Source organism: Citrobacter sp. CRE-46 (assembly GCF_059615875.1).
In genome coordinates this window covers 2,534,305-2,548,607 of the sequence record NZ_CM184341.1, presented here as the reverse complement: position 1 = coordinate 2,548,607, position 14,303 = coordinate 2,534,305, and the positions used below count along the sequence as shown (strand labels likewise).

The window sequence follows — 14,303 nt, the reverse complement described above, 5'->3', positions numbered from 1 at the left end:
AATTTTGGCAGCCAAAAAATCGTATTTGTGAGCTGCCGCAAATTAACTGAGGGAATGTTGATTAATTGTTGCTTGCTTTTGTTGTTTCGGATATCAGGGTTGATTACCTGAATAGCGTTTCGACAATTTTGTCGCTGCCCGGCTCAACAAAGGTTCAAGTACTAACGCCAGCAACATTTTTAGCGGACGTCGGGCCACAGACTTCACGGCCCACCCTGCTACTCCAGCCGGGCCATAGCGCAGCGCAGTCAACAGCACCAGCTTACCTGCTATTTTAAAGCCTGGCTTTACCTTTTGCCCGGCACGTTGCCAGCGATTATTCATTTTTAACCTCACAATTGGCGGAAGCGACTGCGTAATGTGAAGGTATCAGATGTCACATAACGCTCCATCTCACGCAAACGCTTTTCACTTGCAGCCAGCTCACGATCGACAGCATCCAACAACTCACCGCTTGATGGCTGCTGTTCTCCGGAAACCACGTTGTCCGGCATCGGATCCAACACAAACGTCAGTACGATGTAGGCGACAAAGGTGAAAAAGGCCAGACCAAAAAAGATGGACAGCACCACCAGGATCCGCACCAGTTTCACAGGAACATCGAGATAATGCGCAATACCCGCGCAAACCCCTTTCACCATGCCTTGCTGCGGTATACGCCACAGTTTTTTGTTCAGATTAACGCCCCCCATTAGCGGTCCCTCCAGTTTGGATGTTCAGCATCAAGGATGTCTTCCAGCGCTTGAATGCGCTCACGCATCCGCTGTGCGTCCTGGTTAAGTTCAGCCAGACGCTGTTGTTCACTTTGCGCCAGCTCGCCGCGACTGGAACGATTGCTGTAATGCAGCCAGAGCCAAATCGGTAAGACGAACAGCACAAAGATGGTTAACGGGATGGCCAGAAATAGCGCGCTCATGAGTACTCCTTACAGGTGATGAGCGGCGGCGCGTTCGGGCACCGCCAGATATTATTATTGCTTGTCTTGCTGCATTTTGGCTTTCAATTGCGCCAACTGCTCGCTGATTTCATCATCTGCTTTCAGGTCAGCAAATTGCTGATCCAAAGACTTCTGCTTACCGAAGTTATGGCTTTCAGCTTCAGCTTCCATTTGATCGATACGGCGCTCAAAAGATTCAAAGCGCGCCATCGCTTCATCCAGTTTGCCGCTGTCCAGTTGACGACGAACATCACGGGAAGAGCTTGCCGCCTGATGGCGCAGCATCAACGCCTGCTGACGAGCACGGGTTTCACTAAGTTTGTTTTCCAGTTCACCAATCTCTTTTTTCATGCGCGCCAGCGTATCGTCAACCAGCGTCACCTCATGCTCCAGGGAGGCAATCAGGTCAGTCAGTTTCTGTTTTTCGATTAACGCAGAACGCGCCAAATCTTCTTTCTCTTTGCGCAGCGCCAGCTCTGCTTTTTCCTGCCACTCTGCCTGTTGGGCACTGGCCTGTTCGATACGACGCGATAACTGTTTCTTTTCTGCCAGCGCGCGTGCGGAGTTTGAGCGCACTTCAACCAGCGTGTCTTCCATTTCCTGGATCATCAACCGCACCAGCTTCTGCGGATCTTCAGCCTTTTCCAGCAACGCATTAATGTTGGCGTTCACGATGTCGGCAAAACGAGAAAAAATACCCATAATGTAATCCTCACTTACTGTTCTGATATCGGGCAATGCCCTGCTGCTGTTCTAATGCACTTCGCATGCCAACTTTTTAATCTCTTGAATTATTTGAAAATATCCAATTTTACCTGCCGGGATAAATAGGGTAAATTGGTGAATAACACTAACAAATGGTGAATTTCATCATGGCAGGATACAAAGATAATCTTCTGGGCGAAGCGAACAGCTTTATTGAAGTTTTGGAGCAGGTTTCTCATCTCGCGCCGCTGGATAAACCAGTGCTGGTCATTGGGGAACGCGGTACGGGGAAAGAGCTTATCGCCAACCGCCTGCACTATCTCTCCACCCGCTGGCAAGGCCCGTTTATTTCACTTAACTGCGCGGCGCTCAACGAAAATTTACTCGATTCCGAACTTTTTGGTCACGAAGCTGGCGCCTTTACTGGGGCGCAGAAACGTCATCCGGGTCGGTTCGAACGCGCCGATGGCGGCACGCTGTTTCTTGATGAACTGGCGACCGCCCCGATGCTGGTACAGGAAAAACTGCTGCGCGTTATTGAGTACGGAGAGCTGGAACGTGTCGGCGGTAGCCAGCCGTTGCAGGTCAACGTACGACTGGTTTGCGCCACCAATGCCGACCTGCCGCGGATGGTGAATGAAGGCACGTTCCGCGCGGACCTGCTGGATCGTCTGGCTTTTGATGTGGTGCAACTCCCACCGTTACGCGAACGTCAAAGCGACATCATGTTAATGGCTGAACATTTTGCCATTCAGATGTGCCGTGAGATCGGGTTACCGTTGTTTCCAGGGTTCACCGACGAGGCCAAAGAAACGCTCCTCCACTACCGTTGGCCGGGCAATATTCGTGAGCTGAAAAACGTCGTGGAGCGTTCGGTTTACCGACACGGGACCAGCGATTACCCGCTGAATGAGATTGTGATTGACCCGTTCAGGCGTCACACCTCACCGCCGCAGGCGCAGGAAACCAGACCTGCATCCGTAACCTTACCGCTGGATCTGCGTGAATTCCAACAGCAGCAGGAGAAGGAATTTTTGCAAAGCAGCTTACAGCAGGCGAAATTTAATCAGAAAAAAGCCGCTGAATTATTAGGTCTGACCTACCATCAGCTCCGTGCGTTACTCAAGAAACACCAAATTTAGCGTACAGGGGCAGACGTTGGACGCAAGGGTTAAAACAGTTTACCATGATGCAATCACTGTATAAAAAAACAGGTTAATCATGATGACTCTGGCGTTAGTTGGCGAAAAAATTGACAGAAACAGATTCACTGGTGCGAAAGTTGAAAATAGCACATTTTTCAACTGTGATTTTTCGGGTGCCGACCTCAGCGGTACTGAGTTTATTGGCTGCCAGTTCTATGATCGAGAAAGCCAGAAAGGGTGTAATTTTAGTCGCGCTATCCTGAAAGATGCCATTTTCAAAAGTTGTGATCTCTCCATGGCGGATTTCAGGAATGTGAGCGCGCTAGGAATCGAAATTCGCCACTGCCGCGCACAAGGTTCAGATTTTCGCGGCGCAAGCTTTATGAATATGATTACCACACGCACCTGGTTTTGTAGCGCCTATATCACCAATACCAACTTAAGCTACGCCAACTTTTCAAAAGTCGTACTGGAAAAGTGCGAGCTGTGGGAAAACCGTTGGATGGGTACTCAGGTATTGGGGGCGACGTTCAGTGGTTCAGATCTTTCCGGCGGTGAGTTTTCGTCGTTCGACTGGCGGGCCGCAAACTTTACGCACTGTGATTTGACCAATTCAGAACTGGGCGATCTCGATGTCCGGGGTGTTGATTTGCAAGGCGTCAAACTGGACAGCTACCAGGCATCGTTGATCCTGGAACGTCTTGGCATCGCTGTCATTGGTTAATATTCAGGGAGCGGTGCCTGCCGCCCCCTGCCCTTAAACAGTATTGTCCGCGCTGGCTTTCCTCCGCGGACGTTTCGACTCAGCGAACATAGACGTCAGAGAGTTCCGGTCCCCCCGTCAGAACACCATACCTGACCGGATGTATAGCTGTTCTCTTCAGCCGCTAAAGTGACATACAGAGGGGCAATTTCTACCGGTTGGCCTGGCCGACCGAGCGGCGCATTTGCGCCAAATTTCTCAATTTTTTCCTGTGGCTGGCCGCCGCAACACTGCAATACCGTCCAGTACGGTCCAGGCGCGACAGCATTCACACGGATCCCTTTGGGTGCCAGTTGCTTTGCCAGCGATTTAGTAAATGCCACTATCGCCGCCTTGGTCTGAGCATAATCAAGCAGGATCTCACTTGGCTCATAAGCCTGTACCGACGAGGTGTTAATAATCACGCTGTCTCGTGAGAAATGAGGAACAGCCGCTTTGGTGATCCAAAACATGGCGTAGACATTGGTCTTGAATGTCGCATCAAACGCTTCTGTGGTGAGGTCTACGATCGATTCACAAAATTGCTGACGACCGGCGTTATTCACCAGGATATCCAACTCTCCCAGCGCTTCTACCGCCTGTTTTACCAGATGGTTACAGAAAGTTTCGTCACGAATATCACCGGGAATCGCCGCGACTTTTCTCCCTGCTTTTTTTATCAATTCGACAACCTCACGCGCATCGTCCTCTTCTTCAGGTAAATAATTAATCGCGACATCGGCGCCTTCGCGGGCATAAGCAATGGCAACAGCACGCCCAATACCTGAGTCACCTCCGGTAATTAATACCTTGCGACCATTTAACCTGCCGCTTCCCTGATAGCTTTCTTCGCCATGATCGGGACGCGGTTGCATTTTTCCAGCCAGACCCGGAAAAGGTTGTTTTTGATGTGGAAAAGGCGGCTGCGGAAAACGTTCTGAATTAGTTTTATTGGTGGTCTGTTTTCCTTTATTTAGGTCAGTCATTCAATCACCTCTCATGAGTCATCATTCATCGCAAAGACTAATAAGCGTAGAACAAAATGAATGACATGACATTTATAATTTACCCACAACTTAATTTTTGCCAAATATTAACCTGGTCCTTACGATGATAACTTCACATTGCGTTGAGATATTTACTCGGATAAGTCCTGGTTTATTTATTTGTTCTTCCAGGCTGTAACTTCTTCAACCAATACCGCCAGGCTAAAACGTACCGCCTTTTCTATAACGTCCTGGCAATCCCCGGAAAAATATTCCCGTTTTGTTATTATCCGCCCGCGGAAATTCCACGCAAACCACACCGTTCCTGCGGGAGTACCATCCTCCCCACCTTCCGGCCCCGCATATCCGCTAATGGCTATGCTGATGTCGGTTTCGGCTTGCTCACGTATCCCTACAGACATCTCACTGACCGTTTGCTCACTAACGGCGCTATATTTCTCCAGCGTACTGGCCCGCACGCCGAGCATTTTCTGCTTGGCGCGATCGCTAAAGGTTATAACGCCGATATCATAAAATTCTGCGGTATCCGCCTGTGCACAAAGCGCGGCGGCCAAGTTACCTCCTGTACAAGATTCTGCGGTAGTCAACGTTAAACCGCGATCAATAAGCGTTTTTGCAACCCGTTTCGTCAGTTCATTGCGTGTTTTTGCGTCATTGTACTCCGTGTTCATTACCGCCTCGCTAATTCTCTTCAGGAATGACAGAAATATGTCCGTTACGTTCCAGAATGGCATACTTGATTTTACTGGATTCGGTAATCCCCTGATTTTGTCGCGCAGCGACTAATATATCGTCAAGAGAAACATCCACTTTCTTCATTTTATCCAACAAAGGTATCCCGTGATCAAGCAGGATAACCGGAGAGCCATCCAGTACAGATTCTGCCCCACCTACCTTTTTCTTAATGAAACCAAACAGAATATCAATAGTAACCAGTGTGACAATCGTGATCATGGCGCCGGTTAGCGAAAAATCATTACCCAATAAGGCTTGCTGAGTTGCTTCACTGATAATCAGTAATAAAATCAGATCGAAGCTGGTCATTTGTAACAATGCCCGGCGACCGGCTATTTTGAAAACCACCAGCAAAATAAGGTAAATGGCTAATGCCCGGAAGACCATCTCCATACCCACCTCCTAGGGATAAATAAATTGTTTGAAGCGGATTTCAGGTTCGCCATTTAGCTGGAGAAAACTCATTACACTTCCTGGCTTCACGGGCGTAACCTGCAGCCAGACAGTAAAATCCTGCGTTGCTTCAGAATCATTGTAGACAAGGTAAAGATCATTACCCTTGCTGTACATGCTGTCTGGCTGCGGCCAAATATTTTCCATCTCATAAAATTTGTTGAAATCGCCGCCAATGCGCAACGTCATATTCACAGAATCATGCTTCTGTCCCGAGATTTTAAATTGAAATTCCGTTTGCAAACGACCAAATTTTTCGAATTGTAACTCTGTTGTCTTTAAGGTGTTTTTTCTCGTTTCCTCACTTAAATACCCGCCGGAAAACGCTCCCGCCGTAGCAAGTAAAACAATGCAGAACAAACAGATAAAACCAATCTTGTGAAAGCCTGATTCAAAATTCAGAAAACGCTGACTCTCTTTCACTCCTTGCAAATGGGCTTTCTCTCTGTTCATTTCACCGCCTCGCTTATATCACACTAATCCTTTGTTTTATTGAAAAATTATCATTTGAGACTTATCCCACTCGCCAGATTAATAAATAGCAACCAAACTTAATAAGTCAAATCAATTTCTATGGAGGCTTTATGAAAATATCTTTCGCCCCCTTACTGTGTTGTTTTTTATTGCCATCAGCGTTTGCCGATGATAATGGTGGATTGAAAAAAGATACCGCCCCGCCACCTGCCCACGCACTGGATGAAGGATATCGCGGCACTGAAGATGCAAGAATCATGACCGTCCAACAAGCTAAAACCATGCATGACGGTGCGACCATCTCTTTACGGGGTAATCTCATTGAGGATCAAGGAGGAGATAAGTTTATCTTCCGTGACAAAACCGGCACGATCAATACGCTTATTCCGCTTGCCGTCTTTGATGGCCGAACGGTAAAACCCGATCAAATGATCAGGATTAACGGTAGCCTTGATGCTAAAATGCAACCGCCGGTGGTACGCGTTAATAAAATCCAGAAGTAATTCGACATACGGGAAGATATTCACTCTTCCCGCCTCATTCTTGTTTATTTTCCTCTGATTCCGCAGACATTCCTCCCACACAACAGACTCATTTTTCCCGTCAGACACCTCCCGCCATTGAATCCGGCGTTTAAGCGAGTCAGAGGTGCCATGAAAATGCTAAGATAGCTAATAGAGGATATGCAAAGTGGATAGCGGGTATGAATTTTGACCAACTGGCGATGTTGAATTCGCGGTTATCAACCCTGCAGCCCCCAAACACAAACGGTAATGGCAAATGTCATTAAGTATTAGTAAGATAGCTTCTTTATATATAACCCTTTAAAATTATGCGCCTGGTTTTATCATCTCTGATCGTGATGGCTGGACTTCTGAGTGGTCAGGCTGCAGCTGCGCCTGAGCAGGCCTCGTACGCTGATATTCGTGACAGTGGCTTTGTCTATTGCGTCAGCGGGCAGGTCAATACGTTCAATCCACAAAAAGCGAGCAGCGGTCTCATCGTAGACACATTAGCGGCCCAATTGTATGACCGACTGCTTGATGTCGATCCCTATACTTATCGCCTGGTGCCAGAACTGGCTGAAAGCTGGGAAGTATTGGATAACGGCGCAACCTACCGCTTCCATTTACGTCGCGATGTTCCGTTTCAAAAGACAGCCTGGTTCACGCCCACCCGCAAACTGAATGCGGACGATGTGGTATTTACCTTCGAGCGCATCTTTGATCGCCAACATCCGTGGCACAATATCAATGGCAGCAGTTTTCCCTATTTTGACAGCCTGCAGTTCGCCGATAACGTCCAAAGCGTGCGCAAGCTGGACAACAACACCGTTGAATTTCGCTTAAATCAACCCGACGCCTCCTTCTTGTGGCACCTTGCCACACATTATGCCTCGGTGATGTCGGCAGAATATGCTGCCAAATTAGCCAAACAGGATCGCCAGGAATTACTTGACCGACAGCCCGTCGGCACAGGTCCGTACCAACTTTCAGAAAATCGTGCAGGCCAATATATTCGCCTGCAACGGCATGAAAAATTCTGGCGAGGTACCCCCTTGATGCCACAAGTCGTGGTGGATCTCGGCTCTGGCGGAACCGGCCGTTTATCGAAATTACTGACCGGCGAGTGCGACGTGCTGGCCTGGCCGGCTGCCAGCCAGCTCAGCATATTGCGTGATGATCCTCGACTGCGTTTGACGTTGCGTCCTGGGATGAATATCGCCTATCTGGCGTTCAACACGGATAAACCGCCGTTGAACAACCCTGCCGTACGACATGCGCTAGCGCTGGCCATTAACAACCAACGGTTAATGCAATCTATTTACTACGGTACGGCGGAAACCGCGGCATCTATTTTGCCTCGCGCCTCGTGGGCTTATGACAACGAAGCTAAAATTACTGAGTACAACCCGGCAAAATCGCGCGAGCAATTAAAAGCGCTGGGGCTGGAAAATCTTACGTTACAACTTTGGGTCCCCACCAGTTCTCAGGCCTGGAACCCCAGTCCGTTGAAAACCGCAGAGCTGATTCAGGCTGATATGGCTCAGGTGGGTGTGAAAGTGAAGATCATCCCGGTAGAAGGTCGTTTTCAGGAGGCGCGATTAATGGATATGAACCATGATCTGACGTTGTCCGGCTGGGCAACTGACAGTAACGATCCTGACAGCTTTTTCCGACCGATGCTCAGTTGTGCCGCCATTAACTCACAGACCAACTTTGCCCACTGGTGCAATCCGGAGTTTGACAGCATTTTGCGCAAAGCCCTCTCTTCGCAACAACTCTCCTCGCGAATTGATGCCTACGACGAAGCGCAAAATATTCTCGCGCGCGAGTTGCCGATCCTGCCGCTGGCCTCTTCGCTTCGTTTGCAGGCTTATCGCTATGACATCAAAGGGTTGGTGCTCAGTCCGTTCGGCAACGCTTCTTTTGCCGGGGTTTCCAGGGAAAAGGCTGACGAGGTGAAAAAACCATGATTATCTTCACCCTGCGCCGTTTTTTATTACTGCTGGTCACCCTGTTCTTCCTGACTTTTATTGGGTTCAGCCTGAGTTACTTCACACCTCATGCGCCGTTACAGGGCGCATCGCTGTGGAACGCCTGGGTATTCTGGTTCAATGGCCTGATTCACTGGGATTTTGGTGTGTCCAGTATTAACGGCCAGTTGATCTCAGAACAACTCAAAGAGGTGTTTCCGGCGACCATGGAACTGTGCATTCTGGCCTTTGGTTTTGCACTGATGGTCGGGATCCCGATAGGCATGTTGGCGGGCATAACACGTAATAAATGGCAGGATCGCTGTATCAGCGCATTGGCTCTGATGGGCTTTTCTATTCCGGTTTTTTGGCTGGCGCTGCTGCTGACGTTGCTCTTCTCACTGACCCTCGGCTGGCTGCCCGTTTCCGGGCGTTTTGATCTGCTCTACGAAGTTAAGCCCGTTACCGGATTTGCCATTATCGACGCCTGGATCGCCGACTCGCCCTGGCGCGATGAAATGCTGGTCAGTGCGATCCGCCATATGGTGCTTCCGGTGTTAACGCTCTCCGTTGCACCGACGACGGAAGTTATTCGTTTGATGCGTATCAGCACCATTGAGGTCTTTGATCAAAACTATGTTAAAGCGGCGGCTACTCGTGGTTTGTCACGGTTAACGATTTTACGCCGTCACGTACTGCACAACGCTCTCCCACCGGTTATCCCGCGCCTGGGTCTACAGTTTTCCACCATGCTGACGCTGGCGATGATCACCGAGATGGTCTTTAGCTGGCCAGGTCTTGGCCGTTGGCTGATTAACGCGATTCGCCAGCAGGATTACGCGGCGATTTCGGCGGGTGTGATGGTGATAGGCTCACTGGTTATCATCGTTAACGTCATCTCTGATATTTTGGGTGCTATGGCTAACCCTCTGAAACATAAGGAATGGTATGCCTTACGATAGCGTCTACAGCGAAAAGCGCCCGCCTGGTACGCTGCGCACCGCATGGCGCAATTTTTACGGCGATGCAACCGCAATGATCGGCCTGTATGGCTGTGCGGGACTGGCGATTCTGTGTATTTTTGGTGGTTGGTTCGCGCCTTACGGCATCGACCAGCAGTTTCTCGGCTATCAGCTTTTACCGCCGTCATGGTCGCGCTATGGCGAAGTCTCTTTCTTCCTCGGGACTGATGACCTGGGGCGTGATGTTTTAAGCCGCCTGCTCAGCGGTGCGGCCCCAACCGTGGGCGGTGCGTTTGTCGTAACTCTCGCCGCCACGCTGTGTGGCTTGTTACTGGGGGTGGTTGCCGGAGCAACGCACGGTTTGCGTTCCGCGGTGCTGAATCACATTCTGGACACCCTGCTGTCGATCCCTTCACTGTTGCTGGCGATTATTGTGGTGGCTTTTGCCGGGCCGCATCTGACTCACGCGATGTTTGCCGTCTGGCTGGCGCTGCTGCCGCGGATGGTTCGCTCCGTCTACAGCATGGTGCATGACGAGCTGGAAAAAGAGTATGTTATTGCCGCTCGCCTTGATGGCGCAACCACGCTCAATATTCTGTGGTTCGCCGTTCTGCCCAATATTACCGCCGGGCTTATCACTGAAATCACCCGTGCGCTGTCGATGGCGATTCTGGATATCGCCGCGCTGGGTTTTCTTGACCTTGGCGCGCAGTTGCCATCACCGGAATGGGGAGCCATGCTCGGCGACGCGCTGGAGCTGATTTATGTCGCTCCGTGGACAGTGATGCTGCCAGGCGCGGCGATCATGATAAGCGTGCTGCTGGTTAACCTGCTGGGTGATGGCGTGCGCCGCGCAATTATTGCGGGGGTGGAATAATGCCATTACTCGATATCCGCAACCTGACCATTGAATTCAGAACCGGCGACGACTGGGTAAAAGCGGTTGACCGTGTCAGTATGACTCTCAATGAGGGTGAAATCCGCGGACTGGTCGGCGAGTCCGGCTCCGGCAAGAGCCTGATCGCCAAGGCTATTTGCGGCGTCGCCAAGGATAACTGGCGCGTAACCGCAGACCGTATGCGCTTTGATGACATCGATCTCCTGCGCCTTTCCGCGCGTGAACGACGCAAGCTGGTCGGTCATAACGTTTCCATGATCTTTCAGGAACCGCAATCGTGTCTTGACCCGTCCGAGCGTATTGGACGACAGCTGATGCAAAATATTCCAGCCTGGACCTATAAGGGGCGCTGGTGGCAGCGCATCGGCTGGCGCAAACGCCGGGCGATTGAGCTTTTGCACCGCGTCGGGATAAAAGATCATAAAGATGCCATGCGCAGCTTCCCGTATGAACTGACCGACGGCGAGTGTCAGAAGGTAATGATCGCTATTGCACTGGCGAATCAGCCGCGCTTGCTGATTGCCGATGAACCGACGAACGCGATGGAGCCAACGACCCAGGCGCAAATATTTCGCCTGCTGACCCGGCTGAACCAAAACAGTAATACTACCATTTTATTGATCAGCCATGACCTGCAAATGCTCAGCCAGTGGGCGGACAAAATCAACGTAATGTATTGCGGACAAACGGTGGAAACCGCGCCCAGTAAAGATCTGGTGACGATTCCACATCATCCTTATACGCAAGCGTTGATCCGCGCCATTCCTGATTTTGGTAGCGCGATGCCGCATAAAAGTCGTCTGAATACCATGCCAGGAGCGATTCCATTGCTGGAACAATTACCCATCGGCTGCCGTCTGGGGCCGCGCTGCCCTTATGCTCAGCGTGAATGTATTGAAACCCCACGACTGACCGGAGCAAAGAATCATCTCTACGCCTGTCATTTCCCGCTGAACATGGAGAGAGAGTGAGATGGTAGAAACCCTGCTCGAAGTTCGCAATCTGAGCAAAACCTTTCGCTACCGGACGGGTTTATTTCGCCGCCAGACCGTTGAGGCCGTAAAGCCACTCAGCTTTACCCTGCGCGAACGTCAGACACTCGCGGTCATTGGTGAGAATGGTTCCGGTAAGTCCACGCTGGCAAAGATGTTAGCTGGCATGATTGAACCCACCAGCGGTGAACTGCTGATTGACGATCATCCGCTCCAGTATGGTGATTATTCATTCCGTAGTCAGCGTATCCGTATGATTTTTCAGGATCCGTCAACATCGCTTAACCCTCGCCAGCGTATTTCACAAATCCTTGATTTCCCGCTGCGTCTGAACACCGACCTGGAACCTGAACAGCGTCGCAAACAGATTATAGAAACGATGCGCATGGTTGGACTGTTACCTGACCATGTGAGCTATTACCCGCATATGTTGGCGCCGGGGCAAAAACAGCGTCTGGGGCTTGCCCGCGCGCTTATTTTACGACCTAAAGTGATTATCGCCGACGAGGCCCTTGCCTCTCTGGACATGTCGATGCGTTCGCAGCTCATCAATTTGATGCTGGAATTACAGGAAAAACAGGGGATTTCGTATATCTATGTGACTCAACATATCGGCATGATGAAGCACATTAGCGATCAAGTATTAGTCATGCATCAGGGTGAAGTTGTTGAGCGTGGCAGTACCGCGGATGTTCTGGCCTCCCCGCTGCATGAGCTGACTCGTCGTCTGATTGCAGGGCATTTTGGCGAGGCACTCACCGCCGACGCCTGGCGGAAAGATCGCTAACAAAGCCGCTGCCCTCCGAAACCGGAGGGCAATTGCGCCATCAGTGACCAACACCGGGTAAGAGCAGTGTCTCGACCTCGTGAAAAACGACTGACGGAAAAACGCTCCCCTGTATCGCCCAGACACCTGCCGCGCTGACGTCATCGATAAGTCGTGATGTTTCGACCCCCTCCACCGCAACGCGATCGCAATATTCCCGGATGTTTTTGATAAGCACCGGGAACATCGGCTTTTCTACCTGTTCAAGGAAGAAACCGCGATCCAATTTAACCACGTCAAAATGACCGCAAACCAGCGGACTTGCCCCGACGTTACCGGAGCCGAGATCGCCCAGCCATAGCGCGTTTGGGCCGTCACTGAGTGAATTAATCAGCAGATTATTCAGGCAAATCGTACTCGACAGAAAACGCTCTGACAGTTCCAGTGCAATAAAGGGCATTGCGTGTAGGGCCGACTTGATGACCGGATCACCAATCGCCAGAAGCGCCATTTCATCGATGAGATGAAGGGTACAGAGCAGATTGTTGCTCTCAAACCAATCACGCTTTTCGGCAATTAACTGAATTTGCTTGAGCATGAAATTACGCTTTTGTTCGCTATTCCACGCTGAAACGACGAAATCTGCATGCAATGGGCGAACCGTATCTGCAGCAAACCGGGCGATCATCTCCACGCCCAGCAACTTATTTGTTGTGTCTCTCATCGGTTCCGCGATGAAATGATAGTGCATAAGACCACTCCAATTGATCATAACTTCCTGATAATGCACTTTTAATCACAATCAATCAATAATATCGATCAATGTATCGATATTGATCGATAAAAACAATATATCATAACAATCTGAATATATGCATGTTTTTTGTTTTAAGAAAGTTCCTACCTTGCTATGTTTATTAACATCAGCTAGCGCCTTAATAATACCATTTTAGCGCCTTTAAAGCCTTGTATTTTCTCATTGTCTTCAATGCAATACGGGTCGGGCAAAGCACAACCAGGGGAAGTAATATCCTCGCCATTTTCAATGAATGGTAAGGGTCATTTAGGGTTGATAACCATTCTAAAAGGAACAATGAGTAGGATATAATTTCAGCCCAATTTCGCGCGTTTTTGAGATGGCAATCATCACGCATTGATTGCTACGAAGAAGCAATGACCATAAGGATTAAAGCTATGGGTTTTCTTTCCGGTAAGCGTCTTCTGGTGACGGGTCTTGCCAGTAAATTGTCCATTGCCTGGGGAATCGCTCAGGCAATGCATCGTGAAGGCGCTGAACTGGCGTTCACCTACCAGAACGACAAACTAAAAGGCCGAGTGGAGGAATTTGCCGCTCAACTGGGGTCCAGCATCGTACTACAATGTGATGTTGCCGAAGATGCCAGCATCGATGCGATGTTCGCTGAACTGAGCCACTTCTGGCCGAAATTCGACGGATTCGTGCATTCCATCGGTTTCGCGCCTGCTGACCAGTTGGATGGCGACTATGTGAATGCGGTCACCCGCGAAGGTTTTAAAATTGCTCATGACATCAGCGCTTACAGCTTTGTTGCGATGGCAAAAGCTTGCCGCTCTATGCTTAACCCTGGCTCTGCGCTACTGACGCTATCCTACCTGGGTGCAGAGCGCGCAATCCCTAACTACAACGTGATGGGTCTGGCGAAAGCGTCTCTGGAAGCCAACGTCCGTTACATGGCTAACGCAATGGGTCCTGAAGGTGTACGAGTGAACGCCATCTCCGCAGGTCCAATCCGCACTCTTGCCGCTTCCGGCATCAAAGATTTCCGTAAAATGCTGGCGCATTGTGAAGCGGTGACGCCGATTCGCCGCACCGTGACGATTGAAGATGTAGGTAATTCCGCAGCATTCCTGTGCTCCGATCTTTCTGCCGGCATCTCTGGTGAAGTCGTTCACGTTGATGGCGGCTTCAGCATTGCAGCGATGAACGAGTTGGATCTGAAATAATCGTTTAGTCCTCTGTGGGCGGCCTGCC

General features: G+C 50.1%; 18 protein-coding genes. 9 read left to right on the top strand and 9 right to left on the bottom strand.

All coding sequences use genetic code 11. The features are described 5' to 3' along the window. Positions 1-93 precede the first annotated feature (93 nt). Genes pspD through pspA form a run of 4 tightly spaced genes read right to left on the bottom strand, consistent with a single transcriptional unit; the run spans position 94 to position 1,639 of the window. On the bottom strand, positions 94-324 hold the full coding sequence (gene pspD / locus AC534G_RS12375) for a phage shock protein PspD (RefSeq protein ID WP_038640914.1): 231 nt from the start codon (positions 322-324) through the stop codon (positions 94-96). An 8-nt stretch (positions 325-332) separates the two neighbouring features. After that, entirely contained in the window at positions 333-692 is a 360-nt protein-coding gene (gene pspC, locus AC534G_RS12370; protein ID WP_004193243.1) for an envelope stress response membrane protein PspC, read from the bottom strand. Then, on the bottom strand, positions 692-916 hold the full coding sequence (gene pspB, locus AC534G_RS12365) for an envelope stress response membrane protein PspB (protein ID WP_038640917.1): 225 nt from the start codon (positions 914-916) through the stop codon (positions 692-694). The genes pspC and pspB overlap by 1 nt, the downstream gene beginning before the upstream one ends. Before the next feature lie 54 nt (positions 917-970). Beyond that, positions 971-1,639 carry a phage shock protein PspA gene (gene pspA, locus AC534G_RS12360; RefSeq protein ID WP_003020532.1) on the bottom strand — a complete coding sequence of 223 codons (669 nt, stop codon included), beginning with the start codon at positions 1,637-1,639 and terminating at the stop codon, positions 971-973. Positions 1,640-1,794: 155 nt separating this feature from the next. Between pspA and pspF the strand changes: the two genes are divergently transcribed. Further along, positions 1,795-2,784 (top strand): phage shock protein operon transcriptional activator, encoded by a 990-nt coding sequence (gene pspF / locus AC534G_RS12355; RefSeq protein ID WP_162620724.1) that lies wholly within the window; start codon positions 1,795-1,797, stop codon positions 2,782-2,784. Positions 2,785-2,866: 82 nt separating this feature from the next. Next, positions 2,867-3,511 carry a quinolone resistance pentapeptide repeat protein QnrB12 gene (locus AC534G_RS12350; protein WP_038640920.1) on the top strand — a complete coding sequence of 215 codons (645 nt, stop codon included), beginning with the start codon at positions 2,867-2,869 and terminating at the stop codon, positions 3,509-3,511. A 95-nt stretch (positions 3,512-3,606) separates the two neighbouring features. Here AC534G_RS12350 and AC534G_RS12345 read toward each other — a convergent pair whose 3' ends face one another. The 4 genes from AC534G_RS12345 to AC534G_RS12330 form a co-directional block, all read right to left on the bottom strand. Further along, positions 3,607-4,515, bottom strand: a complete 909-nt coding sequence (locus AC534G_RS12345; protein WP_110497952.1) for an SDR family oxidoreductase — start codon at positions 4,513-4,515, stop codon at positions 3,607-3,609. A 176-nt stretch (positions 4,516-4,691) separates the two neighbouring features. Further along, positions 4,692-5,207 (bottom strand): 2-oxo-tetronate isomerase, encoded by a 516-nt coding sequence (locus tag AC534G_RS12340; protein WP_038640923.1) that lies wholly within the window; start codon positions 5,205-5,207, stop codon positions 4,692-4,694. A gap of 10 nt (positions 5,208-5,217) precedes the next feature. Beyond that, positions 5,218-5,664, bottom strand: coding sequence for a DUF421 domain-containing protein (locus AC534G_RS12335; protein ID WP_038640925.1), 447 nt, complete (start codon positions 5,662-5,664; stop codon positions 5,218-5,220). A gap of 9 nt (positions 5,665-5,673) precedes the next feature. Beyond that, positions 5,674-6,177 carry a hypothetical protein gene (locus tag AC534G_RS12330; protein WP_038640927.1) on the bottom strand — a complete coding sequence of 168 codons (504 nt, stop codon included), beginning with the start codon at positions 6,175-6,177 and terminating at the stop codon, positions 5,674-5,676. 131 nt (positions 6,178-6,308) lie between these two features. Here AC534G_RS12330 and AC534G_RS12325 point away from each other — a divergent pair, with 131 nt between their 5' ends. From AC534G_RS12325 to sapF, 6 genes are all read left to right on the top strand, one after another. Continuing rightward, positions 6,309-6,701, top strand: coding sequence for a YdeI family stress tolerance OB fold protein (locus AC534G_RS12325; RefSeq protein WP_087856130.1), 393 nt, complete (start codon positions 6,309-6,311; stop codon positions 6,699-6,701). A 329-nt stretch (positions 6,702-7,030) separates the two neighbouring features. Further along, positions 7,031-8,674 (top strand): ABC transporter substrate-binding protein SapA, encoded by a 1,644-nt coding sequence (gene sapA, locus AC534G_RS12320; protein ID WP_038640931.1) that lies wholly within the window; start codon positions 7,031-7,033, stop codon positions 8,672-8,674. Next, on the top strand, positions 8,671-9,636 hold the full coding sequence (gene sapB / locus AC534G_RS12315; RefSeq protein ID WP_038640933.1) for a peptide ABC transporter permease SapB: 966 nt from the start codon (positions 8,671-8,673) through the stop codon (positions 9,634-9,636). Before sapA ends, sapB begins: the two co-directional genes overlap by 4 nt. Continuing rightward, the gene (gene sapC / locus AC534G_RS12310) at positions 9,623-10,513 is read left to right on the top strand and encodes a peptide ABC transporter permease SapC (protein ID WP_016156640.1); all 891 of its coding nucleotides are present in this window, start codon (positions 9,623-9,625) and stop codon (positions 10,511-10,513) included. Before sapB ends, sapC begins: the two co-directional genes overlap by 14 nt. Next, positions 10,513-11,505, top strand: a complete 993-nt coding sequence (gene sapD, locus AC534G_RS12305; RefSeq protein ID WP_003020556.1) for a peptide ABC transporter ATP-binding protein SapD — start codon at positions 10,513-10,515, stop codon at positions 11,503-11,505. The genes sapC and sapD overlap by 1 nt, the downstream gene beginning before the upstream one ends. Position 11,506: 1 nt before the next feature. Further along, on the top strand, positions 11,507-12,313 hold the full coding sequence (gene sapF / locus AC534G_RS12300; protein ID WP_038640937.1) for a peptide ABC transporter ATP-binding protein SapF: 807 nt from the start codon (positions 11,507-11,509) through the stop codon (positions 12,311-12,313). A 40-nt stretch (positions 12,314-12,353) separates the two neighbouring features. On the opposite strand, the gene AC534G_RS12295 is transcribed toward sapF, so the two are convergent. Beyond that, positions 12,354-13,043 carry an EAL domain-containing protein gene (locus tag AC534G_RS12295; protein WP_110497950.1) on the bottom strand — a complete coding sequence of 230 codons (690 nt, stop codon included), beginning with the start codon at positions 13,041-13,043 and terminating at the stop codon, positions 12,354-12,356. 443 nt (positions 13,044-13,486) lie between these two features. Between AC534G_RS12295 and fabI the strand changes: the two genes are divergently transcribed. Next, entirely contained in the window at positions 13,487-14,275 is a 789-nt protein-coding gene (gene fabI, locus AC534G_RS12290; protein ID WP_110497948.1) for an enoyl-ACP reductase FabI, read from the top strand. Positions 14,276-14,303: the final 28 nt, after the last annotated feature.

Bases quoted from the DNA above. Each gene is read 5' to 3' on its own strand.
- pspD (WP_038640914.1), bottom strand. From the start codon at position 324: ATGAATAATCGCTGGCAACGTGCCGGGCAAAAGGTAAAGCCAGGCTTT.
- pspC (WP_004193243.1), bottom strand. From the start codon at position 692: ATGGGGGGCGTTAATCTGAACAAAAAACTGTGGCGTATACCGCAGCAA.
- pspB (WP_038640917.1), bottom strand. From the start codon at position 916: ATGAGCGCGCTATTTCTGGCCATCCCGTTAACCATCTTTGTGCTGTTC.
- pspA (WP_003020532.1), bottom strand. From the start codon at position 1,639: ATGGGTATTTTTTCTCGTTTTGCCGACATCGTGAACGCCAACATTAAT.
- pspF (WP_162620724.1), top strand. From the start codon at position 1,795: ATGGTGAATTTCATCATGGCAGGATACAAAGATAATCTTCTGGGCGAA.
- AC534G_RS12350 (WP_038640920.1), top strand. From the start codon at position 2,867: ATGACTCTGGCGTTAGTTGGCGAAAAAATTGACAGAAACAGATTCACT.
- AC534G_RS12345 (WP_110497952.1), bottom strand. From the start codon at position 4,515: ATGACTGACCTAAATAAAGGAAAACAGACCACCAATAAAACTAATTCA.
- AC534G_RS12340 (WP_038640923.1), bottom strand. From the start codon at position 5,207: ATGAACACGGAGTACAATGACGCAAAAACACGCAATGAACTGACGAAA.
- AC534G_RS12335 (WP_038640925.1), bottom strand. From the start codon at position 5,664: ATGGAGATGGTCTTCCGGGCATTAGCCATTTACCTTATTTTGCTGGTG.
- AC534G_RS12330 (WP_038640927.1), bottom strand. From the start codon at position 6,177: ATGAACAGAGAGAAAGCCCATTTGCAAGGAGTGAAAGAGAGTCAGCGT.
- AC534G_RS12325 (WP_087856130.1), top strand. From the start codon at position 6,309: ATGAAAATATCTTTCGCCCCCTTACTGTGTTGTTTTTTATTGCCATCA.
- sapA (WP_038640931.1), top strand. From the start codon at position 7,031: ATGCGCCTGGTTTTATCATCTCTGATCGTGATGGCTGGACTTCTGAGT.
- sapB (WP_038640933.1), top strand. From the start codon at position 8,671: ATGATTATCTTCACCCTGCGCCGTTTTTTATTACTGCTGGTCACCCTG.
- sapC (WP_016156640.1), top strand. From the start codon at position 9,623: ATGCCTTACGATAGCGTCTACAGCGAAAAGCGCCCGCCTGGTACGCTG.
- sapD (WP_003020556.1), top strand. From the start codon at position 10,513: ATGCCATTACTCGATATCCGCAACCTGACCATTGAATTCAGAACCGGC.
- sapF (WP_038640937.1), top strand. From the start codon at position 11,507: ATGGTAGAAACCCTGCTCGAAGTTCGCAATCTGAGCAAAACCTTTCGC.
- AC534G_RS12295 (WP_110497950.1), bottom strand. From the start codon at position 13,043: ATGCACTATCATTTCATCGCGGAACCGATGAGAGACACAACAAATAAG.
- fabI (WP_110497948.1), top strand. From the start codon at position 13,487: ATGGGTTTTCTTTCCGGTAAGCGTCTTCTGGTGACGGGTCTTGCCAGT.